The organism is Klebsiella sp. K47 (genome assembly GCF_051858335.1).
Classification (GTDB): domain Bacteria; phylum Pseudomonadota; class Gammaproteobacteria; order Enterobacterales; family Enterobacteriaceae; genus Klebsiella; species Klebsiella pneumoniae.
In genome coordinates, this window is sequence record NZ_JBPYUI010000591.1 from 1 (window position 1) to 210 (window position 210).

Here is a 210-nt window from a genome sequence, read left to right on the forward strand (position 1 = left end):
CGAGCAACATTATATTGTGGTGCAACTCATCGGCGCAGAGTGAGTACTTACCGCATTTATTGCCGCAGTATTTAATGGAAAATCCGAAGATTCATATTGAATTAAAAGAAGCCGAAACCAATGACATTATTCAGGCCCTCAGTACAGGCACGGCGCAGTTGGGGCTGATCTCCGGTTTTTTTGATGCAGGGCAGCTTGAAACTCAAGAGT

1 protein-coding gene is annotated in these 210 nt (G+C 44.8%); it reads left to right on the forward strand.

Annotation, left to right across the window (positions count from 1 at the left end; translation table 11 throughout):
* Positions 1–14: 14 nt before the first annotated feature.
* Positions 15–210: LysR substrate-binding domain-containing protein (locus RRF55_RS29350; protein WP_439419506.1), on the forward strand; the 196-nt coding region annotated here is incomplete at its 3' end.